The sequence below is a fragment of the Ruegeria sp. BC7 genome, assembly GCF_056539165.1.
In genome coordinates, this window is record NZ_JBQFUL010000007.1 from 139,259 (window position 1) to 156,868 (window position 17,610).

The 17,610-nt window shown below is 56.6% G+C and carries 16 protein-coding genes; 9 read left to right on the forward strand and 7 right to left on the reverse strand.

The annotated features are described in order from the left end of the window. The first annotated feature begins 64 nt into the window (after positions 1-64). Positions 65-1,300 (forward strand): MFS transporter, encoded by a 1,236-nt coding sequence (locus ACR0KS_RS16480; RefSeq protein ID WP_170417105.1) that lies wholly within the window; start codon positions 65-67, stop codon positions 1,298-1,300. A 1-nt stretch (position 1,301) separates the two neighbouring features. Here ACR0KS_RS16480 and ACR0KS_RS16485 read toward each other — a convergent pair whose 3' ends face one another. From ACR0KS_RS16485 to ACR0KS_RS16505, 5 genes are all read right to left on the reverse strand, one after another. Beyond that, positions 1,302-1,922 carry an HAD family hydrolase gene (locus tag ACR0KS_RS16485; RefSeq protein ID WP_170567653.1) on the reverse strand — a complete coding sequence of 207 codons (621 nt, stop codon included), beginning with the start codon at positions 1,920-1,922 and terminating at the stop codon, positions 1,302-1,304. Positions 1,923-2,064: 142 nt separating this feature from the next. Continuing rightward, positions 2,065-2,520, reverse strand: coding sequence for a YaiI/YqxD family protein (locus tag ACR0KS_RS16490; protein WP_170417101.1), 456 nt, complete (start codon positions 2,518-2,520; stop codon positions 2,065-2,067). After that, positions 2,517-3,965, reverse strand: coding sequence for a Si-specific NAD(P)(+) transhydrogenase (gene sthA, locus ACR0KS_RS16495; protein ID WP_170417099.1), 1,449 nt, complete (start codon positions 3,963-3,965; stop codon positions 2,517-2,519). The genes ACR0KS_RS16490 and sthA overlap by 4 nt, the downstream gene beginning before the upstream one ends. A gap of 3 nt (positions 3,966-3,968) precedes the next feature. Further along, positions 3,969-4,802: an S-formylglutathione hydrolase gene (gene fghA, locus ACR0KS_RS16500; RefSeq protein ID WP_170417097.1), complete on the reverse strand. Its 834-nt coding sequence runs from the start codon at positions 4,800-4,802 to the stop codon at positions 3,969-3,971. A gap of 105 nt (positions 4,803-4,907) precedes the next feature. Beyond that, the gene (locus ACR0KS_RS16505) at positions 4,908-5,837 is read right to left on the reverse strand and encodes an AEC family transporter (protein WP_170560287.1); all 930 of its coding nucleotides are present in this window, start codon (positions 5,835-5,837) and stop codon (positions 4,908-4,910) included. A 201-nt stretch (positions 5,838-6,038) separates the two neighbouring features. Between ACR0KS_RS16505 and ACR0KS_RS16510 the strand changes: the two genes are divergently transcribed. Both ACR0KS_RS16510 and ACR0KS_RS16515 read left to right on the forward strand, forming a co-directional pair. Then, on the forward strand, positions 6,039-6,656 hold the full coding sequence (locus tag ACR0KS_RS16510) for a TetR/AcrR family transcriptional regulator (protein ID WP_170567651.1): 618 nt from the start codon (positions 6,039-6,041) through the stop codon (positions 6,654-6,656). Positions 6,657-6,788: 132 nt separating this feature from the next. Further along, the gene (locus ACR0KS_RS16515; protein WP_170567649.1) at positions 6,789-8,534 is read left to right on the forward strand and encodes a sugar phosphorylase; all 1,746 of its coding nucleotides are present in this window, start codon (positions 6,789-6,791) and stop codon (positions 8,532-8,534) included. On the opposite strand, the gene ACR0KS_RS16520 is transcribed toward ACR0KS_RS16515, so the two are convergent. Together ACR0KS_RS16520 and ACR0KS_RS16525 are read right to left on the reverse strand one after the other, a co-directional pair. Further along, positions 8,518-9,747, reverse strand: coding sequence for a glycosyltransferase family protein (locus ACR0KS_RS16520; protein ID WP_170417089.1), 1,230 nt, complete (start codon positions 9,745-9,747; stop codon positions 8,518-8,520). The two genes, ACR0KS_RS16515 and ACR0KS_RS16520, sit on opposite strands and share 17 nt — an antisense overlap. Positions 9,748-9,765: 18 nt before the next feature. Further along, the gene (locus tag ACR0KS_RS16525; protein WP_170417087.1) at positions 9,766-10,527 is read right to left on the reverse strand and encodes an HAD-IIB family hydrolase; all 762 of its coding nucleotides are present in this window, start codon (positions 10,525-10,527) and stop codon (positions 9,766-9,768) included. Between the two features lie 490 nt (positions 10,528-11,017). Between ACR0KS_RS16525 and ACR0KS_RS16530 the strand changes: the two genes are divergently transcribed. From ACR0KS_RS16530 to ACR0KS_RS16555, 6 genes are all read left to right on the forward strand, one after another. Continuing rightward, positions 11,018-12,601, forward strand: a complete 1,584-nt coding sequence (locus ACR0KS_RS16530; RefSeq protein ID WP_170417085.1) for an ABC transporter substrate-binding protein — start codon at positions 11,018-11,020, stop codon at positions 12,599-12,601. Between the two features lie 69 nt (positions 12,602-12,670). Next, positions 12,671-13,765, forward strand: coding sequence for a M24 family metallopeptidase (locus tag ACR0KS_RS16535; protein ID WP_170567647.1), 1,095 nt, complete (start codon positions 12,671-12,673; stop codon positions 13,763-13,765). Next, positions 13,765-14,772: an ABC transporter permease subunit gene (locus tag ACR0KS_RS16540; protein ID WP_170389381.1), complete on the forward strand. Its 1,008-nt coding sequence runs from the start codon at positions 13,765-13,767 to the stop codon at positions 14,770-14,772. Before ACR0KS_RS16535 ends, ACR0KS_RS16540 begins: the two co-directional genes overlap by 1 nt. Then, a complete protein-coding gene (locus ACR0KS_RS16545; protein WP_170417081.1) occupies positions 14,772-15,674 on the forward strand; it encodes an ABC transporter permease subunit in 903 nt (300 codons plus the stop codon). The genes ACR0KS_RS16540 and ACR0KS_RS16545 overlap by 1 nt, the downstream gene beginning before the upstream one ends. 4 nt (positions 15,675-15,678) lie before the next feature. Further along, on the forward strand, positions 15,679-16,656 hold the full coding sequence (locus tag ACR0KS_RS16550) for an ABC transporter ATP-binding protein (RefSeq protein WP_170417079.1): 978 nt from the start codon (positions 15,679-15,681) through the stop codon (positions 16,654-16,656). Next, complete coding sequence (locus ACR0KS_RS16555) at positions 16,653-17,609, forward strand: dipeptide ABC transporter ATP-binding protein (protein ID WP_170486196.1); 957 nt, start codon at positions 16,653-16,655, stop codon at positions 17,607-17,609. Before ACR0KS_RS16550 ends, ACR0KS_RS16555 begins: the two co-directional genes overlap by 4 nt. Position 17,610: the final 1 nt, after the last annotated feature.

Here is a 17,610-nt window from a genome sequence, read left to right on the forward strand (position 1 = left end):
AACTCCTGAATTGACCCGCGGATGATTTCGGCTACCGTCCCGCTTTCCAGAGTTCGAGGATCCAATGCCGCAATCTGCCCGCCTGATAAATCCAATCCTGGTCGTGGGATGTATCATAGTCACGGTCAGTTTCGCCGTTCGTGCGTCTTTTGGTGTTTTTCAGATTCCAATCGCTGACGAGTTCGGTTGGCTGCGCACGGACTTTTCGATGGCGATCGCGATCCAGAACCTTGCATGGGGGATAGGTCAGCCGATTTTTGGAGCCATTGCCGAAAAGGTAGGAGACAGGCGTGCAATCTTCTTGGGCGCGTTGACCTATGCGGCGGGTATGGTGCTGTCGGCCTGGTCCGTTACCCCCTTTGAGCACCAGATGTATGCATGGCTGGTGGGCTTTGGCATTGCTGGTACTGGTTTCGGCGTCATTCTGGCTGTGGTTGGCCGCGCCTCCTCGGATGAAAACCGGTCGATGTCGCTTGCGATCGTGACGGCCGCGGGCAGCTTCGGGCAGGTTTTAGGCGCTCCGGCGGCAGAGTGGATGTTGACGTTCCTGCCCTGGCAGCAAGTCTTCATCGTATTCGCCGTCGTTATTCTGGCTTTGGTGGTGACCTTGCCTTTCATGCGCGCACCGCAAGCCATCAGCAGGGACGAGCTGAAAGAAAGCATGGGCCGGATTTTGACCAAAGCCTTCAGGGACCCATCCTATACGCTGATCTTTTTGGGCTTTTTTAGTTGCGGCTATCAGCTTGGCTTCATAACCGCCCACTTTCCTGCTTTCGTGACCGAAATGTGTGGCCCGATCCAACCGGGAGGTGTTCTTCATTCAATCGGCATTACGTCCACTTCGGCTTTGGGGGCCGTATCAATTTCTCTGATAGGAATGGCAAATATAGCCGGCACACTTTTGGCAGGCTGGGCTGGAAATCATTTCCCTAAAAAGTACCTCCTGGCCGGGATCTATACCGCTCGTACGCTGGCGGCGGCGGCCTTCATAATCTTTCCGATTACGCCGGTTTCCGTTGTGGTCTTTTCGCTGGTAATGGGGTCTCTCTGGCTGGCGACGATACCGCTTACATCAGGGCTGGTCGCACACCTCTACGGCCTGCGCTACATGGGCACTCTCTACGGGATCATCTTTTTCAGCCATCAGCTTGGCAGCTTCCTGGGTGTTTGGCTGGGTGGCCGTTTATATGACCAATACGGAGACTACACCTTTGTCTGGTGGATCGGAGTCGCCATTGGCGCGTTCAGTGCAATCGTCCACTTGCCAATACGCGAAAACAGAGTTGCAGTCGCTGCCTGATCTAAACGGCTTCGCTCGGCTTCAATAATCCTTCGGCTACCAGTCGCTTTGCCCAACCCTGCGGTCCGTCGAAATGGTGTGTCTGCCAGTCCCGTGATTGTGCCGTTTCGATATTTTCCATCCGATCGTCGGTGAACAGCAACGTCTCAGGTGGCAGCCCACAATCTTCCTCGACCATCTGGTAAATTGGGATATGCGGTTTCACGGCCCGCATCCTTCCCGAGACATAGTGCCGGTCGAATTCGTTTAAGAACGGGTAAACAGTTGTAGCAAAGTCAAAATTCTGGACCCCGAAATTTGTAAGAGCATAAACCGGGATACCGTTTGCACGCAGCGCGCGCTGGAGGCGAACAGAATGAGGGATTTCAGGTGCGGCAAGCTCGATCCACTTGTCATGCCACATTCGGATTTCTTCGCGCCAGTCGGGGTAATTCTCAGCCCAGTCATAAATCGTTTCGGTAAAGTGATGGCCCTGATCAACAAGGTCATTCATTCCGTGCAAATCCACTTCGGCAAACATTGCCCGGCGACGATCTTCTCCGATCACCTTGTCGTAGTAACGCTCGGGCTGCCACTCGATTAGAACATTTCCAATGTCGAAAATTACGGCTTCAACCGGCATGAGCGCACCTGTACTGCGAAATTCTATCGCCACCGACTGAACCAATATAAACAAGGATTTACAAGGCCCAACCGCAGCGCGCAGCGCTGCACGGCCCAACCGGACGAGCGCATCTTTGATGTGCGTCTGACGGGCGGGAGTGCTAACCCCTCAACGCGCTCCTGAGTTCTCGTTCCAAAGCATCCAGAAACCGAGACCGGTCCGCCTTGCCGAACGGCTTACCACCGCCGCCCGTACCCAACGGATTGGCCGCGCGCAGGTCGGCCATCAGGTCGCGCATCGCCAGTTGCTGCCCGATATTTGCCGCAGTGAAGGTTTCGCCGTTGGGTCGCAGGACCCGCGCGCCAGCCTCCACACATTTTGCGGCAAGCGGGATGTCGGATGTGACGACAACGTCGCGTGGCCCACAACGCTCGGCAATCCATTTGTCAGCCACATCCGCGCCCTCCGGCACGATCACAGTCTGCACCAGAGGGTTCGAGGACGGGCGCAGCCCTCCGTTCGACACCAGCTTCAGGGGCACTTTGTGCCGGGTGGCCACACGTTCGGCTTCGGCCTTCACCGGGCAGGCGTCTGCATCGATGTAGAGAGTCGTCACGCTTTTTTCGCCTGTGTCTGGACCGGCTTTTTGCGCACCTTGAACTCCTCGGGAATTGGCATGCGGTTGAAGGCATCCAGCCCCGCGATCTTGTAGGCTTCGGCCAGCGTGGGATAGTTGAAAGTGTTCTGCACGAAATAATCCACCGTGCCTTTCAGGTTCAATACAGCCTGGGCGATATGGATCAGTTCTGTGGCACCTTCACCCACGATCTGCACGCCCAGAACCCGACGTGTTTTCAATGAAAACAGCATCTTCAACATTCCGTGCTCTAACCCCATTATGTGCCCGCGCGAGGTCTCGCGGAACCGCGCGACACCGACCTCATAGGGGATTCCGCGTTCCTGCAACTCTTCCTCGGACATGCCGCAGGTGGAAATTTCGGGCACCGAGTAGATGCCATAGGGGTACCAGGGGCTTTCCGGCAGGGTAGGGGTTTCAAGCGCATGGCACGCTGCGACGCGCCCTTGCTGCAACGAGGTAGAGGCCAGCGAAGGGTGTCCGATCACGTCACCGGTTGCGTAGATATGGGGCACGGCGGTCTGATAGGTTTTGCGGTCCACTGTGATTCGGTTGCGGTGGTCCGTCTCCAATCCAACGGCCTTTAGGTTCAGGGCGGATGTTGCGCCCATTCTACCGGCAGCGAACAACAGCATCTCGGCGCGAACATGACGCCCGTTTGCCATCGTCACTTCAACATGCCCCCCGGCATCTTCGATTTTCTCAACCGCCGAACCCAGCCGCAGGTCGACACCGTTTTCGCGAATCTGGTGGGTAAAGTCGTGGATTAATCGGCTGTCGATGAAATCCAGGAAGGTATCGCGCGGTTCGATCAATGTCACCCGCACGTCCAGCGCCGAGAACATGGTTGCGTATTCGACACCAATCACTCCGGCCCCGATCACGACCAGAGAACGCGGAATCTCGGCCATTTCCAGAAAGTCGTCGCCGTCAACGACGGTCTTGCCGTTAAATGGCACATAGTCGGGGCGGTACGTTTTTGTGCCTGTGGCAATCAGGAATTTCGAGGCCGTCAGACGCGTGGTTTCGCCTGCATCCGTGGCTACCTCGACCTCATGCGGCCCTACAAACCTTGCCAGACCATTCAGGGTTTCAACATGGTTTCGGTTGAACTGATGCTCTAGCACATCAACCTCATGGTCCAACGTCATGTGCAACCGGGCCTTCAGGTCTTCGGCGCGGATTTGATCCTTTACCCTGTAGGACCGGCCATAAAAGCTGCGTTCGCGCCAGCCCGAGAGGTTCAGCACTGTCTCGCGCAGGGTTTTCGACGGAATCGTGCCGGTATGAACCGAGACGCCTCCGAAGCGGTCCTTTCGGTCGACAACCAATACACGCCGTTTCAGCTTGCCTGCCTGAATCGCAGCCGCACGTCCTGACGGGCCTGATCCGATGATGATCAGGTCAAAATCATATTCGCTCATGCCTCAGTCTCCGTATAGCGCCTCGGCGTGGAATGAGATGTGGTCTTCCATGAAGGTCGACACAAAGAAATACGAGTGGTCATAGCCGGGCTGTAGTCGAAAGGTTGCCTGTTGGCGACGCTCTGCAATGGCCTGCGCCAGTTTTTCCGGTCGCAGCAGGTCGATAAACTGATCGTTGGCCCCCGTATCGATCAGAATGGGGCCGTCAAAGCCCTTTTCTTTCATCAATAGCGCTGCATCATGTTTGACCCACTTCGCCTCGTCCTCGCCCAAATAGGCGCTCAATTGCTTGCGGCCCCAATCTGCTCCGGTTGGGTTGGAAATTGGTGCAAAGGCGGAAACTGACCGGTATCTTCCGGGCAGGTTCATCGCGAGGGTCAGCGCGCCGTGACCCCCCATTGAATGGCCCGTGATTGCTTGTCGGTCGCCGTCAATGGCGAAACGATTGATCAGCAATGCCGGCAATTCCTCGGCCACGTAGTCCCACATGTTGAAATGCGGTGCCCAAGGTTCCTGTGTTGCGTTCACGTAGAACCCGGCCCCTTGCCCCAAATCATAGTCGTCATGGTCGGCGATGCCTTCGCCGCGCGGAGAAGTGTCGGGGAACACCACAGCGATACCCTGTTCTGCGGCCCACGCCTGTGCACCTGCCTTGGTCATCGCATTTTCGTGGGTGCAGGTCAGGCCGGACAGGTACCACAAAACCGGGACGGGGCCGTCCTTGGCCTCGGCAGGCAGAAACAGGCCAAATGTCATATCGCACTGGCAGGCGGTAGAGGCATGGCGGTAGACGCCTTGAACGCCTCCGAAGCAGGCGTTTTCCGAAAGGGTTTCCATCTGGCTTGTGTCCTTACGTTAGGTTCGCGGCATGGCTATCCTTACCAAGCTCTTGCGTAAAGCCCGAGCGTGGCCGAGGGCAAGAATTCTTGGCGAATAACAAGACTAAGGCGCTCCGACCCAGGCTATGACCGCAGGTACGGTCAGGATACTTGCGACCGTGGACAACAGAATTGCTGCCGATGCCCTATGAGGGGCCACGCCATAATGTGCGGCCAGCATATAGACATTGCCAGCCACCGGCAGGGCGGCTGCGGCGATGGCAATGGATGCCGGGAAAGTGGCGACAGGAATTATCCAGATCAGAACGACGGCGACGCAAGCGGGGTGGATCACCAGCTTGCAAAAGCTCAGCCAGCCTGCGATCTGCACACGCTCGGCGGATTTGCTGGCCAATGATGCCCCGATAGCAAACAGGGCTCCGGGTGTCGCCGCTCCGCCGAGAATGGTCAGAAAATCGTTCAAGGGCGCGGGTACCGGAACTTGAAAGGCAGACCAAAGCAGCCCTGCCGAAATCGAAACGATCATGGGATTCTTGAGCAGCCCCAGACCAATCAACCGGAAAGTGGAAGGTGTCAAACGCCCGTCACGTCCGCCATTGATCAGGATCACAATCAGCGAGGAAAACACCACCAGATCAACGGTAAGAACCAGCATGACCGGTCCAATAGCGGCTTCGGTGAACAGGAGGGCCAACATCGGCAGGCCCAAAAAGCCGACATTGCCGATTGCCGCGCATTGCGCTTCGACCGCAGCGGTGGGGATATCCAGCCCCCTGATCCATGCAACGCACGAAGCCAGAGCGTAAACCGCCGCTGTGCCAACAAGATAGCCAACCACCAGCCGCGCGTTGAAAATTTCCGCGAAGGGAAGTGTGGCCGCGAATCGAAACAGCATCGCCGATAACGCAAAGAAGAAAACGAACTTGGTCAGGTATGCCGTTGCTTCTTCTGAAAAGAACCGGCTGCGCCCAGCCCAGAATCCCAGGCCGATGATCGCAAAAAAGGGAAGCGTGCGCAGAAAGATATCGACCATGCCCAGAGTGTTAGCATGGTTTGTCTCAGCGACAAGGCACGACGCACCCGTTGATCTGGCTGACAGCCCCCAACGGCCAGTCCATTCTCCGGCATGGTAAAATTGCCGTGCTCAACCGTTCCAAAAGGGAGCAGCCTGTGCGAATCGTTGAATCTGAACTGAACGGTTTATAAACTCGAAATCCGCATCCGAGGAGAGATCATGTCCGAAACAGCCGCCATTCTGCGTACAGGTCGAAAGTTCGATCAAGTGGTGCGCGGAGCCCGAGAGGTGTTCATGGCGGATGGCTTTGAAGGGGCAAGCGTCGATGACATCGCGCGCGCGGCCCGAGTTTCCAAGGCCACGCTTTACAGCTATTTCCCCGACAAACGCCTGTTGTTCATGGAAGTCGCCCAGACAGAATGCAGTCGAATGGCGGAAAACGTCGTGTCGATGGTCGACGATTCCAAGCCTGTGCGCGAGGTTCTGACCCTTGCAGCAACCCAGTTGACCACTTTCCTTGTTTCCGAATTCGCGCAGCAAGTATTCCGCATTTGCGTAGCCGAGCGTGACAGGTTTCCTGAACTGGGACAGGCGTTTTACGAAGCGGGTCCCAAGAACGGCGCGCGTCACTTGGTGGAATATCTGCAAAAGGCGGTGGACAAGGGCGAATTGGCGATTGAAGACCTGCAGATTGCAGCCGAGCAGTTCTCCGAGCTTTGTAAAGTGCGGGTTTGGTCGCGTGCCGCTTTCGGTATTCAGACCAGCTTTTCCCAGGCTGAGATAAACGAAGTCGCGTTGCAAGCGGTGGACATGTTCATGGCGCGCTACGCGGTTTGAACCCAGTGATCCCAAACGATGTCTAAAAAATGTGCATGCACCTGCGGGTGTGGCGCTGGAACGACTGTTCGATTTGACAGGCTGACAGTTCTGGAAAAACATCGGGCGGACGAAGCGAAGGGCATGTAACTTTTGACGACCGAGAATTCCAGCTTTTCCCGACGCCTGAACGACTTGCTTGTTCAGATATACCCTGAACACGATCAATCAGAGTTGGCGCACCAGATCGTTGAAGCCTTCTGGCCTCCTGAAACTCACAGGCGCAAGCAGGGGCGTAAGCCCGGCAACAAGCTGTGGTCGGAAAAGGACAGCGTTCTAATAACCTACGGCAATTCGATCGAGGATCAGGCACACAAGCCCTTGGACCTGCTGCACGATTTCCTCGTGCGACACTTGAGCGGGGTGGTAAACGGCGTTCACATCCTGCCATTTTTCCCGTTTACATCTGACGACGGATTCGCGGTTTCCGACTACTACAGCGTCAGTGCTCAGCTGGGTGACTGGCCAGACATCACCCGTATCGCGGATGATTTTCATCTGATGTCCGATCTTGTGTTAAATCACGTCTCAAGTCAGGGCGCGTGGTTCACCAACTACCTTCAGGGCAAGTCACCACACGACCGGTTTTTCTTTGAAGCATCACCCGAGGACGATCTTTCCGAAGTTGTGCGGCCTCGTACCACGCCTTTGCTGCGACAGGTCGAAACAAGTGATGGTGAGAAGTACGTATGGTGCACCTTCAGCCACGATCAGGTTGATCTGGATTTCTCGAACCCAGAGGTTCTGGTTGAAATGCTACAGATCATCCGCCTGCATATCGACAAGGGTGTTCGGATATTACGACTGGATGCTGTGGCCTTTATCTGGAAGGAAATCGGCACCAACTGCATTCATTTGCCGCAAACCCACGCGATCGTCCAATTACTTAGACTGCTGTGCGACTACGCCACTGAAACACTTGTACTGCTGACCGAAACAAACGTCCCGCGCACCGAGAACCTGAGTTACTTCGGCAACCGGAACGAGGCGCATGCCGTCTATAATTTCCCACTCCCCCCCTTGATCCTGCACGCAATGCAGTCGGGCACGGCGCAATATTTGTGTGAATGGCAGGCTGCGATGCCACCGGCCCAGTTGGGGTGCGCGTATTTGAATTTCACCGCCAGTCACGACGGAATAGGAATGCGCCCGGCAGAAGGATTGCTGCCGCCCGACGAGAAAGAGCGCATGATCGACACGGTGCGCCGGATTGGTGGTCTGGTTTCGATGCGTACCCTTCCGGATGGGCGCGAGGAACCCTACGAGTTGAACTGCGGCTATTTTGAAGCCATGCGCGAGACGTTCCATGGCGAAGATCGCTATCATCTGGCGCGGTTCATATGCTCACAAACCATCGTGATGTCGCTTGAGGGTATTCCGGCATTTTACATTCATTCGCTTCTGGCGACTCCGAACGATCACGCGGCCGTGGAACGTCGCGGTATGAACAGGGCGATCAACCGTCACCGCTGGCACTATCCTGACCTTTTGGCGCGGCTTGCAGATCCAGGCTCTAATCAGGCGCTTGTGCTTTCGGAATTGTCCCGTCGTTTACGTTTGCGCGCTCAACAGCCTGCGTTCCACCCGAATGCCACGCAGTTCACCCTGCGGCTGGATGAACGCGTGTTTGGCATATGGAGACAAAGCCTGGACCGCAGCCAGTCAATCTTTGCGCTGCACAACGTCTCGGCCGAACAGGTCCACGTCAGTCCTGCCGAGATCAACATGATTGCCGAAGAAGTATGGACCGATGCCCTAACCGGAGAGATCCTGCCCACAAATGGGCCAGATATCGTTCTGGCCCCTTATCAGTGCCGCTGGATCACGAACGCGGAGTAAACTCGTCGAGATCGCTGGATACGGCAGCCTTCAACCGCAAAAGAAACTCTGGGTCGGCTGAATGAACGCGGTTCCATGTTGGAATGAACGGAGTCTCGTGCGGGTTGTCCAGGAATACCTGTCCGGCGCGGATGATGTTTTCGGCGAACAGCTCGATGGACTTTTCTTCTTTGTGGCGGTCCAGCTCAAGCCCGTTCATTTTGGCATCGGTGTAGTAACCCTCGAGCAGGTCCAGCGCGGATCGGTAATACGTCGCCTTGAGTGTGCGGAAAGTGTTCGGCGTAAACACCGTGCCGTCGGCGGCCAGCTTTCTGAAAATCGCCTTGCAGATATCGGTGGACATACGGCTAAGGCCGCGATTGGCGTCCTCGGGCGAAAGGTCCTGATGTTTGTGGTCGTAATTGTCGGCAATCTCGACTTGGCAGACCGATTTGGGCGCAAGGTTGCGCCACGCCTCAGACAGAACGCCTATCTCAAGCCCCCAGTCCGAAGGGATACGCAAATCAGGCAAGGTGGGAGTGCGGATCGCAAACTCACCGGACAGTGGGTAACGGAAGCTGCGCAAGTAATCTAGGTAATCTCGGTCGCCAATCACCTTTTTCAAAGCAATCAGCAGGGGGCTCACCAGCAAGCGCGTCACACGACCGTTCAGCTTGCCATCCCCAATACGGGGGTAGAACCCTTTTGCCATCTGGAAAGGAAAGGTCGGGTTCACCACCGGATATACCAACCGGTCCAGCATTTCTCGGTTGTAGGTCACGATATCACAGTCGTGGATCGCCATAACGGAGCTGTCGGCGCAGGCCAGAAGGTAGCCGATGCAAGACCAGACATTCTTGCCCTTGCCGGGTTCCTGCGGTGCCAGCCCCAATTCGCTAAGATGTGTTTGCAGATGCGTCAGTCGGGGGCTGTCGTTCCAGATAACGGCGTGGTTCTGCGGTAGGTCAGAAAAGAACTCACGCGCTTTGCGGTATTGTTCTTCATCCGCTTGATCCAACCCGATAATGACACGATGAAGATACGAAACCTGCGACAGTTCCTTCAGGATTCCGGCAAGCGCGGGTCCTTCCAGTTCGGAATACAGGCATGGCAGGATCAGAGTGATTTTTCGGGTCTCCGCAAAGACAGAAATCTCGTGCGACAGATGACCGGTGGGCCTGCTGCGCAAATTGTGCAGGGTCGTGATGTTTCCGTTCTGGTGGAAGTCTGCCATGTCTATAGCCTCGTTTTCTCAGAGGTCCGCGGTCAGTGTCAGGATTGCATCCGACCAGCCGCGGGGACCACTGTGTTCTGTTCTCAGTATGCGCGTTTCGATCTGTGGCGGGAAAGGTGGAATGCCCGGACCGTCCGGATTTGCCACCACAACACCTTGATCTGCCGCCTTCAGCATTTCTGTGTCATTTGGCGCGTCACCCAACGCGATAGAGCGCGCAGGTTTCAACTTGCGAACGACGTCGCGCAATGCGTCGGCTTTGGTCTTGCCGAATGACAGCGTCAGAAATCGCCCGCCCTGGCGGGCGTGGACACCCAACTTCAGAGCTTCTGCCTTGAAGTGGTCCAGTTCGGCACTGCTCGTTGCCCACAGCCCAGGTTCGCTGAATTTTCGCATGCGCGCACGGGCCGCCTGCGTGAGGTCAAGACCAGTTATGTCTGCCACGTCCTGGTCTGACATGTCACCAAACCCCACAAACCCCGCCGGCAATCGCTCAAGCGCAGTGCGAAGGTCACGATAACTCTCACTCTCGATATCGGGCGCATCAGGCCACAGGACACCCGCGCCGTTTTCGATGATTGCGGGCACATGGGCATAGCCGAGCTCGTCCTGCAGAGGAGTGATTTCAGCGGCTGTCTTGCTGCTGGCCAGAACAAGCCCTGCGCCGATCTCGGACAAGCGCATCAGCCCCGGTTTTGCCGCTGTCCAGCTATAGTCATGATGATCCAGCAAAGTGCCGTCCAAATCGGAGAATACGAGCAGTGGACAGGCAGTGGTCATGAGAGTGGGTAGTCAATTCGTTCGTTCATTGGTCCAAAGTAAAGGTCTGGGCGGGCCGGATGTAAATCCGCAGTGGTGAAACTCCGGTCAGATACTAAGCGTATGCCTAATTTTTAAGCGCAACTTTGTGCTAGCAAAGGTCGTTCAGTTTAGTTCGCACTAAAACGGGACGACGCAAAGACTCAGCGATGTCTGGCGCAGTTTCGAGATTTGCATTCTTGGTCTTACAACAAAATTTTTTGTGCGTAAGCCGCATCAAGGCGCGGTCCGTAGTCTCAACCTTCAACTAAGATCTGGAAAAGCCTGCCCTATTTCGACCGCCCTGTCTGAAAGCTGCCGCCGGTATTGAAGTCTTGATCTGAGTTGACAATGGATTTTGTATTTTGGATACATTGGGCGCAGATTTCGCAGCGATGAGAGTCGCCAAAGAATGTTCTGACCAAAGAGAGCAATGCGAAAATCCGACAAAAAATTTTTCTGGGAGGAACTCATGAAACTTAGATTATTGGCAGCGACCGCAGCGATTGCGTTGTCCAGTGCTGCGGCTCAGGCAAACACATTGGTGTATTGCTCGGAAGGGTCGCCCGAAGGTTTTGACCCCGCACTTTTTACGGCTGGCACCACTTTTGATGCCTCCTCGCATCCGATCTACAACAGACTGCTGGAATTTGAGACCGGCACAACCAATGTCATCCCCGGGTTGGCGGAAAGCGTTGAGGCCAGCGATGACGGTCTGGAATACACATTCAAACTGCGTGAGGGCGTAAAGTTCCACTCGAACGACGAATTCACCCCGACGCGCGATTTCAATGCCGATGACGTGATTTTCTCGTTCATGCGCCAAAAGGACGAGGGCCATCCCTACAATCAGGTTTCGGGCGGAACCTGGGAATATTTCCAAGGCATGGGTATGCCTGACCTCGTAGAGTCGATCGAAAAAATTGATGACTACACCGTGAAATTCACCCTTTCCAAGCCCGAAGCACCTTTCGTCGCAAACATGGCGATGGATTTCGCTTCGATCCTGTCTGCCGAATATGCGGATGCGATGATGGAGGCCGGGACACCGGAAAAGTTGAACACAGCACCGATTGGCACTGGTCCGTTCTCATTCGTGGCGTATCAAAAAGACGCTGTGATCCGCTATGCCCAGAACGCCGACTACTGGAAGGCACCGGCAGATGTGGAAAACCTGATTTTTGCGATCACACCGGATGCATCAGTTCGCTATCAAAAACTGAAGGCGGGCGAATGCCACGTGATGCCTTATCCAAACCCCGCCGACATTCAGGCGATGAAGGATGACGCCGACATCAACATGATGGAGCAAGAGGGTCTGAACGTCGGGTATCTGGCCTACAACACCACCGTCGCGCCGTTTGACAACCCAAAGGTGCGCAAGGCGCTGAACATGGCGATCGACAAGCAAGCGATCATCGACGTCGTGTTCCAAGGTTCGGGCCAGGCCGCCAAGAACCCGATCCCGCCGACCATGTGGGGGTACAACGACGCGATCACCGACGATCCATATGATCCCGAAGCGGCCAAGGCGATGCTGGAGGCCGAGGGTGTTTCGGGCCTGTCCATGAAGGTCTGGGCAATGCCTGTGCAGCGTCCGTATAACCCGAACGCCCGCCGTATGGCCGAATTGATCCAGGCGGATTTCGCCAAGATCGGCGTGGATGTCGAGATCGTGTCATATGAATGGGGCGAATACCTGTCGCGCTCGAAAGAGTTGAACCGCGACGGAGCCGTTCTGCTGGGCTGGACGGGTGACAATGGTGACCCGGACAACTTCCTCGCTGTTCTGCTGGGTTGCGACGGCCGCGAAGCCTCGAACCGCGCACAATGGTGCCACCAGCCGTTTGAAGACCTGATCCTGCAGGCCAAGCAAACCACCGATCAGGCCGAGCGCACAAAGCTGTACGAAGATGCGCAGGTCATCTTCAAGGATCAGGCACCCTGGGCCACCATCGCGCATTCGGTCGTTTACATGCCGATGCGGAATGAGGTGCAAGGCTACAAGGTGCATCCGCTGGGCGGTCACATCTTCTATGGCGTAAGCGTCGAATAAAACACCACTCACAGGCCGGAGCTGCCCGATGCGGTGGCTCTGGTCTACTATTTTGGGAGGTCGGCGCTCATGCCGGATTTGTCCGAATACCGTCAACTGGCAAAGGACATGTCAGTAGATGCCGTTGCACTCGTGCCGGGCCCGAATTTTACCCGCGCATTTGGAAAACCGTTCATGAGCCACGAACGGCCGTTCGTGGTCGTGATCCCGGCCAAAGGAACGCCGGCCGCGATTGTTCCCAATCTGGAACTTGGAACATGGGGCTTAGTTGGTTTTGACGGAGCTGTTTTCGACTGGATGGATCAAACGGGATATGACAATGCCTTTGCTGCATTGGCAGAGCATATGCCTTTGAGTTCGGTCGCCGTTGAAGGGCAAGTGATGCGGGTTTTTGTGTCCAAAGCCCTGACCAATGCGATGCCCAACTTGCAGATCGTGGACGCCGAACGCGAGATTTCAGGCTTGCGGGTCATCAAGACTGACGATGATATTGCCGCTTTGCAGGCCGCCATCAATATCTCGGAACGCGCCCTTGAACGGGTGATTTCCGAGGTCCGTATCGGTCAAACCGAAAAACAGATTGAACAGGCGCTAGTCCAGGCGCTGTTTGCCGAAGGCGCAGCTTCGCTGGCTTTTGCGCCGATAGTCGCCGCCGGGGATAACTCGGCGCAACCGCATGGCAAAGCACGCGCGGACTATCAAATCAAACCCGGCGACGCGTTGCTGTTTGATTTCGGAGCGCGCAAGCATGGCTTTGCCGCAGACATCACGCGCACTTTCTTCGTAGGTGAGGTCTCGGACGAGGGAAGGGAAGTCTATGATACCGTTCTGCGCGCCAATCTCGAAGGGTTCAAAGCCTGCCGTCCCGGCGTGACGGCCCATGACATCGACGACGCGGTGATCAGCGTGCTAGAGGCTTCGCCCTATGCCGATCGGATACGCACCAAGACCGGCCACGGTCTGGGCCGCGACGTGCACGAAGCGCCATATATCATGCGCGGCAACGACCAGAAAATCTTGCCGGGCATGGTCTGGACCAACGAGCCCGGCCTGTACGATCTGGGCAATTTTGGTGTTCGTATCGAAGATGATGTACTTGTTACCGAGGATGGCTGTCGGTCTTTGACCAGTTTTCCCAAAGATCTCACAATTATAGGTCGCTGATGTTTGGCTACGTACTTACACGCCTTGGCATGTTCGTTCCGACATTTCTGGGCGTGACACTGATTTCTTTCATGTTCATCCGGGTGCTGCCGGGCGACCCCATCATCGTCATGGCTGGTGAACGCGGCATGACCGAGGAACGCTATCAGGAGATGGTGGTCAAGTTGGGCTTCGATAAACCAGTTCTGCAGCAATACTGGGACTACCTTGTCGGCGTGATGCATGGTGATCTGGGCGAAAGCTTTGTCACCAAGAAACCGGTTTGGGATGAGTTCTTCGCCCTGTTCCCCGCCACGCTGGAACTGTCGATCTGCGCGATGATCTTTGCGGTGGCTTTGGGCCTGCCCGCAGGTGTGATCGCGGCGGTGAACCGAGGCAAGTTTTTCGATCGGGCACTGATGTCTTCGGCATTGGTTGGCTATTCGATGCCGATTTTCTGGTGGGCGCTGCTGCTGATCATCGTGTTTTCGGGCAATCTGGGCTGGACGCCGGTCTCGGGGCGGATTGACCTGCTGTATTACTTTCCAAGCGTGACCGGATTCATGCTGATCGACAGCCTGTTGTCCGGGCAGGAAGGCGCGTTTGGCTCTGCCGTCCGCCACCTGATCCTACCGACAATTGTTTTGGGCACTATCCCGCTTGCCGTCATCGCACGTCAGACTCGGTCAGCCATGCTAGAGGTGCTGGGCGAGGATTACATTCGTACCGCCCGCGCCAAGGGACTCTCGCCCACACGGATCAACGGGCTGCACGCGCTGCGCAACGCTCTGATCCCGGTGATCACGGTGATCGGGCTTTCTGTGGGCACTCTGTTGGCAGGCGCGATCCTGACCGAGACGATCTTTAGCTGGCCGGGCATTGGCAAATGGATGGTCGACAGCATCTTTCGCCGCGACTACCCCGTGGTGCAGGGCGGGCTGCTCATGATCGCCGTGATCGTCATGCTGGTAAACCTGCTGGTCGATGTTCTTTACGGCATCATCAACCCCAAAATCCGGAGGCGGTGATGACTGAAGTGTCTGCAAACGCACCCAGAACCGAGAACCGCCCCAGCGCCCTGCGCGAGTTCTGGTTCTATTTCAGCGAAAACCGGGGGGCTGTCATCGGTCTCTATGTGTTCGCGGCCTTCGTCCTCTGCGCGGCTTTTGCACCGTTGCTGGCGCCCTATGACCCGACCGAGCAGTTCCGCGACCACATTCTGCAACCTCCCTCTTGGCAGGAGGGCGGAAGCTGGGCCTTTCCGCTGGGTACCGACCCTCTGGGCCGGGATATGCTGTCGCGGCTGATCATGGGCTCTCGCTATTCCTTCTTTGTCGGCATCGTCGTGGTCTGTGTGGCCGTGACGGGTGGCGTGATCATCGGGCTGTTGTCTGGTTTTGCGCCGAAATGGGTGGATACGCTGATCATGCGGGTGATGGATATCATCCTGTCCTTTCCGTCTCTGCTGCTGGCGCTGGTTCTGGTGGCGATCCTTGGGCCGTCACTGACCAACGCGATGATCGCCATCGCCATTGTGTTCCAGCCGCATTACGTGCGCCTGACCCGCGCCTCGGTTCTGGCCGAACGGCAAAAGGACTATGTCACATCGGCCCGTGTGGCGGGCGCAGGCAAGGCGCGGCTGATGTTCAAAACCGTGCTGCCCAACTGTCTGGCTCCGATCATCGTGCAGGCGGCGCTGTCGTTTTCAACCGCTATTCTGGACGCCGCTGCGCTTGGCTTTCTGGGCATGGGCGCGCAGCCGCCCACTCCGGAATGGGGCACCATGCTGGCCGAAGCGCGCGAGTTCATTCTGCGCGCCTGGTGGGTGGTCACCTTCCCCGGTCTTGCCATTCTTGTCACGGTGCTTGCCATTAACCTGATGGGCGACGGTCTGCGCGACGCGCTGGACCCGAAACTGAAGCGGAGTTGACGACATGAGCCTGTTGGATATCCGAAACCTCACCGTCGAATTCGCCACCGCCTCGGGCAAGTTCCGCGCCGTGGACGGGGTGGACCTATCCGTCGACAAGGGCGAGCTGATGGCGATCGTCGGCGAAAGCGGCTCGGGCAAGTCGGTGTCGATGCTGGCTTTGATGGGACTGCTGCCTTGGACAGCGACGATCACAGCCGATCAGTTAAGTTTTGAGGGCATCGACCTGACAACAATTTCGGCCCGTGACCGCCGCAAGATCATCGGCAAGGACATCGCCATGATCTTTCAGGAGCCGATGTCCTCGCTGAACCCCTGTTTCACCGTTGGGTTCCAGATCAAGGAAGCGTTGCGTATCCATCTGGGACTAAACCGCAAGGATCGCCATCAGCGTGCGATTGAGTTGTTCGATCTGGTTGGCATCCCAGCACCCGAAAGCCGCCTGAACACTTTCCCGCACCAGATGTCGGGCGGGATGAACCAGCGTGTGATGATAGCGATGGCTATTGCCTGCAACCCAAAGCTGTTGATCGCGGATGAACCGACAACAGCGCTGGACGTAACCATTCAGGCGCAGATTCTGGACTTGCTGGTGCGGCTGCGGGACGAACAGGGGATGGGTCTGGTCCTGATCACCCATGATATGGGCGTTGTTGCCGAAACCGCTGAAAGTGTTCAGGTGCAATATGCGGGCCAAAAGGTCGAGGAACAGCCTGTGCGTGATCTGTTCCGCACTCCGCGTCATCCCTACACCTCGGCGCTGCTGAGTGCGTTGCCCGAACGGGCGACATCAAAAATGCTGCCGACTATTCCCGGTGTGGTGCCGGGGCAGTTCGACCGGCCCAAGGGATGCCTGTTCAGCCCGCGCTGTCAATTTGCGGATGATGTCTGCCGCAACTCGCCACCTTTGCCGCATAGCGCAGAGTTTGGCAAAGCGCGCTGTCACCATGTAGAAAAGATCGCCGCCGGAGAGCTGGTATGACTTCACCCATCGTAGAGGCGCGCGCGCTGGCTCGGCATTATGAAGTAAAGGGCGGGCTGTTTTCAAAGCCCGTCACGGTCAAGGCTCTGTCCGGTGTGGATTTTGAACTTGAACCAGGCAAGACCCTTGCCATTGTTGGCGAGTCCGGTTGCGGCAAGTCCACGCTGGCGCGGGTGGTCACGATGATCGAGGAACCCACTGCAGGCGTCCTGTCCATCGAAGGTGTCGAAATCACTCCGTCTCAATGGGCGCAAATGCGCGAGACTGTGCAGATCGTGTTTCAGGATCCGTACGGCTCGCTCAATCCGCGCCAGCGCATCGGGCAGATCCTGCAAGAGCCGCTGATTATCAACCGCCCAGATATGTCCGCCGCCGACCGTGAGGCGCGCGCACGCGAGATGATTGAGCTTGTCGGCCTGCGCCCTGAGCATTACGACCGCTATCCGCATATGTTCTCGGGTGGGCAACGGCAGCGGATCGCTATCGCGCGGGCGCTGATGCTGAACCCTAAGGTGTTGGTGCTGGACGAACCTGTCTCGGCCTTGGACGTCTCAATACAGTCACAAATCCTGAACCTTCTGGTTGAACTGCAAGAACGCCTGAACCTCGCCTATCTGTTCATTTCGCATGATCTGTCCGTGGTGAAGCATTTTGCCGACGATGTGATCGTCATGTATTTGGGTCGAGCGGTTGAGAAAGCTCCGAAAGAGCAACTTTTTGCAGCACCCCGGCATCCGTATTCAAAAGCACTGTTGTCGACAACGCCGCGCGCGGACCCAGAGGCCCGCAAAGAGCGTATCAAGCTGGAAGGCGAGTTGCCTTCACCGATGAATATCCCGCAAGGATGTGCTTTTGCACAAAGATGTTGGCTGGCGACGGACGCGTGCCGAGCGACTCCGCCGGAACTGAGCGGACAAGAGCATCAGGTGGCCTGTCTGCATCCACTGGATTGAT

Coding starts and splice junctions, on each gene's coding strand:
- sthA (WP_170417099.1), bottom strand. CDS start 3,965: ATGAGCGAATATGATTTTGACCTGATCATCATCGGATCAGGCCCGTCA.
- ACR0KS_RS16525 (WP_170417087.1), bottom strand. CDS start 10,527: ATGACCACTGCCTGTCCACTGCTCGTATTCTCCGATTTGGACGGCACT.
- ACR0KS_RS16480 (WP_170417105.1), top strand. CDS start 65: ATGCCGCAATCTGCCCGCCTGATAAATCCAATCCTGGTCGTGGGATGT.
- ACR0KS_RS16555 (WP_170486196.1), top strand. CDS start 16,653: ATGACTTCACCCATCGTAGAGGCGCGCGCGCTGGCTCGGCATTATGAA.
- ACR0KS_RS16520 (WP_170417089.1), bottom strand. CDS start 9,747: ATGGCAGACTTCCACCAGAACGGAAACATCACGACCCTGCACAATTTG.
- ACR0KS_RS16550 (WP_170417079.1), top strand. CDS start 15,679: ATGAGCCTGTTGGATATCCGAAACCTCACCGTCGAATTCGCCACCGCC.
- ACR0KS_RS16535 (WP_170567647.1), top strand. CDS start 12,671: ATGCCGGATTTGTCCGAATACCGTCAACTGGCAAAGGACATGTCAGTA.
- ACR0KS_RS16540 (WP_170389381.1), top strand. CDS start 13,765: ATGTTTGGCTACGTACTTACACGCCTTGGCATGTTCGTTCCGACATTT.
- fghA (WP_170417097.1), bottom strand. CDS start 4,802: ATGGAAACCCTTTCGGAAAACGCCTGCTTCGGAGGCGTTCAAGGCGTC.
- ACR0KS_RS16485 (WP_170567653.1), bottom strand. CDS start 1,922: ATGCCGGTTGAAGCCGTAATTTTCGACATTGGAAATGTTCTAATCGAG.
- ACR0KS_RS16505 (WP_170560287.1), bottom strand. CDS start 5,837: ATGGTCGATATCTTTCTGCGCACGCTTCCCTTTTTTGCGATCATCGGC.
- ACR0KS_RS16545 (WP_170417081.1), top strand. CDS start 14,772: ATGACTGAAGTGTCTGCAAACGCACCCAGAACCGAGAACCGCCCCAGC.
- ACR0KS_RS16530 (WP_170417085.1), top strand. CDS start 11,018: ATGAAACTTAGATTATTGGCAGCGACCGCAGCGATTGCGTTGTCCAGT.
- ACR0KS_RS16510 (WP_170567651.1), top strand. CDS start 6,039: ATGTCCGAAACAGCCGCCATTCTGCGTACAGGTCGAAAGTTCGATCAA.